Here is a 6,164-nt window from a genome sequence, read left to right as displayed (position 1 = left end):
GATTGCAAAAGAAACGGAATTTGACCTATCTATTCATCGCTCATGATATTGCTTTCATTCGTACTATGTGCCATAAGGTTGTAGTCATGTATAAAGGGGATATCGTTGAAGAACTAGATGCGTTCCATCTGGCAGATGCTAAACATCCATATACAAAGGTGTTATTGAGTTCTATCTTTGAAATTGGTAAACCGCATAATCCATTATCGATGGATACCGTTACTAATGATACAAATATATAATCTTATTGGTGAAAGCCTTCGCTTATGCGGAGGCTTTTATTTAACTATAATTTAGTTATTATGGAATTTACTAATTTTTAAGAAAGTTATAGTTTTATAAAATATTCTCATTTGTTTTGGTTGAGACGTATATATTATATTGTTGTTATGTCGACATATTAATATATATATTCCTATTTATGATGAGGACGGTGTATAGTAGGAGGTTTACATGAAAATAAAAAAGTATAGTTTCTTGGGTGTTTGTGTAGTTTTGATAGCTATTTTTACTGTTCTTGGATGTGGAAAGAATACTGATAAGGATACATTAAAGGTTGGGGCCATGTCATATGCGGGAACATTGGAGCCTACAGAGAATTATTTTAGTTGGGGGATTGTGAGGTATGGCATCGGTGAGAATCTAGTTAAATTTGATGATTCTATGAAGCCACAACCGTGGATTGCCGAATCTTGGTCCGTAGGGGATGATCATAAAACATGGACATTTGTAATTAATGATAAAGTAAAATTTTCTAATGGGCGTAAGGTAACAGCACAGTCTGTTAAGGAGTCTTTGGAACGTACATTTAAAAAAAGCAAACGGGCAAAATCGTTTTTTGCTTATGATTCCATTGAAGCAAATGGGCAGAATTTAATTATTCATACAGATAAGGTTTATCCCAATTTACCAGGGCTATTGGGCGATCCTTTATTTTTGATTGTAGATGTTCAATCAGAGCGTGATGGGCGCAACTTTAGTAAGGAAGGACCTATTGCAACGGGACCATATGTAGCAACATCTTTCACAAAAGAACGTATAGAATTAGATAAAAACGAAAATTATTGGGATGGAGACGTAGGGTTTAAACATGTAATAGTAGATTCTATTGAAGATGTTAATACTCGTGCATTGGCATTACAAGCAGGAGATATTGATATGGCTGTAAATATTGCTGCTGGAGAGTATGGGTTATTTGCAGATAATAAGGATTATATTATTGAAGAAACCCCATCATTGCGCGTTGTAATGGTTCGCATGAACCACAATGGATACTTGAATGATATCAATATAAGACGAGCACTAGTTGCTGGAGCAGATCGTGAAAGTTATGCAAAGAAATTATTTAAAGATACTTTTGTTGCTGGTCGAACTCCATTACCACCATGTTTGAATTATGGTTTTAATGATATTAAAATTCCAGAAACTTATAATCCAGAGCGGGCAAAAGAATTGTTAGCCCAATCAGGTTGGGTTGATACTGATGGCGATGGTTATGTAGATAAGGACGGTAAAAAATTACGTCTCAATTTTTATACTTATACATCTAGACCTGAGGTTACTCTATATGCTGAAGCTTTACAAGTTGATTATAAGAAAATAGGTATTGATGTAAATGTGGAGGTTGTAGACTCTAGTGTAGTGGATAAAGTAACACGATCTGGCGATTATGATTTAGCGATAACTAGTGTATCTACAGCTAGCACAGGTAGCCCTGTATGGTTCTTAAAACAATATTGGGGAACAAACATTGACGGGTCTAATCCTACAAATGTTTCTGGTTTTAGTAATCTAGCGTATGATCAGTTACTTGATTTAGCAGAAACAACTTTAGATGATAAACAACGATATAATGCTATTGTAGACGCACAACAAATCTTATTAGATGATAGTGCGGCATTATTCCTAGGTTATCCTAAGATTAATATGATTTGTAAAAATTATTTGAAGGGGCTTAATATCTCACCTAGTGAATACTACATTATTACTAAAGATTTAAAAAAAGAATAAGTATCATTGATTTAGACACAATAAAGGACCAGCTAGAAGGCTGGTCCTTTGTGTTGTTTAATTATTATTTTTTGCTGTCTACTGCATCGAGGTCATTCATATCCACCTCATTAGCACGGCCAATCATGCGATTGTATTTCACATATAATTGCGTATATGCTTCGCCATAGGAGGAGTTGATAATGATGTAATTTCTTGCTTCTGCAATAAATTCTTTTACAGCATCTTGATATTGTTTAACAGCCGCTTGTGTTTCTGGTTTTGTACCAGGTTGCAATTCATTCAAGCGTTTTGTGATTTCTTGTAGATTAGTTTCGACCTTTTGTGTATCTGTATTACCATCAGGATCGATAATATCTATAGTTTGAGATAATAGTATATTTAATTCGATGAAATTAACTGCATTAACTCTGTTTTCATCAGCGAATTCTTTCATTCGTTCTGTATATAATTCGTTATTGCGATTTTCAAGTGCTAAATCGTATGCATTATAGGCTGCATTGAATTGATCTGCTAATGGTACATATTGGCTAGCTAAATTATCACTGCCTACAAAATTATCTTTTTCAAAAGTTCGATCTGTATAGTAGTTTTGTAGTTGGTCAGCTACAGGAATTAATTGCGATAAGATGGTAAGTAACTCATCTGTCGCTTTATTTACATCCTCATATGGTGTAGAGCTTTCTTCTTTAGCTGCTTCAAGCTGAGCTTTTAATTTTTTATAGTCAGGTAATGTTACAGACGTATTATGTGTATGATTGCGCAATTCTTCAAGGGTTGGTTGTATTTGATAGGTATAGGCAACACTATTCAAATTAAATGTATCAGCTGCCTCGATATAAGGTCGTAAGGCATTGATCTTGTCCTCAATTGTAGAGCGATATAATATTGTAGTTGCTTTATTGGATAGGAAATGATAAGCGCAATAAATGCCTCCACCAATAATAGCAATCCCTAGAATTACGGCTAAGATTAATTTAATATAACCCTTTTTCAATTGCCAATACTCCTTGTAAAACGCGTTTATGAAAAAATATCTATACTTTATATTCTATACAGTTGATATCAGTATTATTATAGCATAGATTAAAGGGGCGAAAAAGATACATATAACTGGGAATTATTAAATAAATATGAAAAATAAATACAAAATTATATATAAACTATTAGAAAAATTTGTTTTGGGATATTAATCTGGGAGTTAAACTTATAGGCTGCTATAATAGTATACATATATAATCCGATAAGGGAGTGTACTATGTCAGAGTCAAAGATTATGAATAACATTTTTACAACAGAACTCATTGCTAATGGGGAAGGACGTAATGTTTTATCTGCTATCGAAGATGGATTACGTACATGCGATGAGTTTATTATAAGTGTAGCCTTTATAACACCTGATGGTTTACTAGTACTAAAACCAATTTTAAAAGAATTAGAAGATAGAGGAGTAAAGGGCCGCATTTTAACTACTGATTATCTAGGATTTAATAGGCCAGAAGTATTAGATGATTTAGGAAATTTAAAGAATGTTGAGCTACGTGTATATTGCACTAGCAACCATGGCTTTCATACTAAAGGGTATATTTTTAAAAAAGATCAGTCATATCAGATAATTGTAGGAAGTTCAAATTTAACAATTAACGCCTTAAAGACGAATCGAGAGTGGAATACTAGAGCACAATCCTATGTAGATGATACCTATACAAAAGAGGTGTTAGAGGAGTTTGAACTGTATTGGAATTCCGAGTTTACTATGAAATATTCGGATTTCTTACCATGGTATAGACCAAGATGGGAGCGTGCTAATCGTTTATCCCAGAAAAATATTGCTGAGCAGGTAGAGTTAAAAGGTTCGTTGAAATTAGAACCTAATTTAATGCAACAGCAGTTTATAGATAACTTTAATGAATTACGTCGTCAGAATGAACGTAGGGGCTTGTTAATTTCTGCTACTGGTACGGGTAAAACATATGCAGCTGCATTTGCAATGCGTGAAATGAGACCTAAACGATTGTTGTTCTTAGTACATCGTGAGCAAATTGCTAATCAGGCCCTCAGTAGCTTTCAACGAGTATTTGATGACAGATCAATTTCATTTGGAATTGTTTCTGGTAATGTAAAATGTTTTGATGCAGACTATGTATTCTCTACTATGCAAATGATGGGAAGAACTGAGATTTTACAAAAATATAATCCAGATGACTTTGACTGTATTATTATTGATGAAGTGCATCGGGCCGGTGCGGATAGCTATCAGAGGATTATTGATTACTTTAAGCCTAAATTTTTATTAGGAATGACAGCTAGTCCAGAACGTACGGATGGATATGATTTATATAACTTATTTCATCATAATATTGTATATGAGATTCGTTTAGAACAAGCTTTAGCGGAGGACTTATTATGTCCATTCCATTACTTTGGGATAAGTGACCTCTGGATAGATGGTAAAGAGATTAATCTTGAAGAGGATAATATTAGTTTCTCCAACCTATCAGAAAGTGAACGCGTTGATAAAATTATAGAGAAAATCCGTTATTTTGGTCATAGTGGCAGTCGTGTTAAGGGATTGGTGTTCTGCAGTAATAAAAAAGAGGCTAAAGAATTATCCGATGCATTCAATCTTAGAAAATTTAGAACTGTTTCGTTGACTGGTGATGACTCACAATCAAAACGAGAAGATGCTATAGCTCGCTTGACTGGTACTGGAGCTTATCAAGGTTTCGTAGATGATCAACTAGACTATATATTTACAGTAGATATTTTCAATGAAGGTGTAGATATCCCTGAAGTAAACCAAGTCATTATGTTACGTCAAACAGAAAGTCCTATTGTATTTATTCAGCAGTTAGGTCGTGGGTTGCGTAAATTTGAAGATAAGGAATATGTGGTTATCCTAGATTTTATTGGAAATTATTCCAACAGTTATATGATACCGCTCGCATTATCTGGCGATAGAAGCTATAACAAGGATACTTTACGCAAATATGTACAATCCGGTAATCGTATTATTCCGGGAACTTCCACAGTTCACTTTGATGCAATAGCTAAAAAACGTATTTTTGCTGCTATAGATATAGCTAATTTGAGTAGTGCTAAACTTATTAAAGAAGCCTATTTAGATTTGAAATATAAGCTTGGTCATATTCCTAAAATTAAAGATTTTAAGGACTATGGAGCTATTGATATTACAAAAATTTTTACTAAATATAAGTCCTATCATCATTTCTTAACTCAAATAAAGGATAAAGATTATAAGATAGTTTTTACGCCAGTTCAGGAACAGATGTTACACTTTATCTCTCAAAAATTGGCAACAGGGATGCGCGTTAGAGATTTATTGGCATTACAGCTATTGATTCGTGGAGAATATGATATTATTAGTAAAGTATCTGAAGTATTATTAAATCAATATGGGATTCAACTATCAGAACCAGGCAAAGTAAATCTAATCAATATTTTGACTAATCAATTCAATGTAGCGTCTGCGAAAAAAACTTTTAGTGAGTGTGTCTTTATTATTAAAAGTGGTGCAGACTATATTATATCTGATTCTTTTCAACAGGCACTGAAAAATGATGATTTTAAAATACATGTACAAGAGTTAATTATGTATGGTTTAGATCGATATCGGGATAAATATAGAGCTGAATTAGTGATGAGAGCACCTTTTGCGTTATATGAAAAATATAATTATGAACAAGTGTGTCAGCTATTAGAATGGTCGCATAATGAGTCCAGTACGATAGGTGGATATAAGTATAGTGAAGAAACTAAAACGCTTCCAATATTTATTAATTATGAAAAGGCTGAAAACATCCAAGAAAGTATTAAATATGAAGACCGTTTTGTTGATCGAGACCTTTTTATTGGTATCTCTAAGCATCCGAGAACGTTAGAATCTAAAGAATTGGCTAATATTTTTAATGCTGATAAATATGGTGTATGTATACATTTATTTGTAAGGAAAAATAAAAAGGATAAAGAAAAATTTAAAGAGTTTTATTATTTAGGTCCTGTTCACTCGACTGGTAGAAAAAATGCAAAACAAATACAAATGTCTAGTGGAGCAAAGGCTGTAGAGCTTGAGTATAGATTAGACATCCCTGTACGAGATGATATATATGACTATTTATTAAATGGATAGGTGA

At 33.2% G+C, this 6,164-nt stretch carries 3 protein-coding genes and 1 pseudogene; 3 read left to right on the top strand and 1 reads right to left on the bottom strand.

Annotated features, from left to right (window positions below; translation table 11 throughout):
• Both HMPREF1151_RS08065 and HMPREF1151_RS08060 read left to right on the top strand, forming a co-directional pair.
• Positions 1-242 (top strand): annotated as a pseudogene (locus tag HMPREF1151_RS08065) (ABC transporter ATP-binding protein); the annotation flags it as partial.
• A gap of 211 nt (positions 243-453) precedes the next feature.
• A complete protein-coding gene (locus tag HMPREF1151_RS08060) occupies positions 454-2,010 on the top strand; it encodes an ABC transporter substrate-binding protein (RefSeq protein ID WP_009661697.1) in 1,557 nt (518 codons plus the stop codon).
• 64 nt (positions 2,011-2,074) lie between these two features.
• Here the strand turns inward: HMPREF1151_RS08060 and HMPREF1151_RS08055 are convergent, their stop codons facing one another.
• Positions 2,075-3,007: a DUF3829 domain-containing protein gene (locus HMPREF1151_RS08055; RefSeq protein ID WP_009661690.1), complete on the bottom strand. Its 933-nt coding sequence runs from the start codon at positions 3,005-3,007 to the stop codon at positions 2,075-2,077.
• 261 nt (positions 3,008-3,268) lie between these two features.
• Here HMPREF1151_RS08055 and HMPREF1151_RS08050 point away from each other — a divergent pair, with 261 nt between their 5' ends.
• Positions 3,269-6,160 (top strand): DEAD/DEAH box helicase, encoded by a 2,892-nt coding sequence (locus HMPREF1151_RS08050; RefSeq protein ID WP_009661681.1) that lies wholly within the window; start codon positions 3,269-3,271, stop codon positions 6,158-6,160.
• Positions 6,161-6,164 lie beyond the last annotated feature (4 nt).

It is taken from the genome of Veillonella sp. ACP1 (genome assembly GCF_000286635.1).
Lineage (GTDB): Bacteria > Bacillota > Negativicutes > Veillonellales > Veillonellaceae > Veillonella > Veillonella atypica.
Note: the sequence above shows the minus strand (reverse complement) of the source record. Positions and strands in the feature narration are given on the sequence as shown.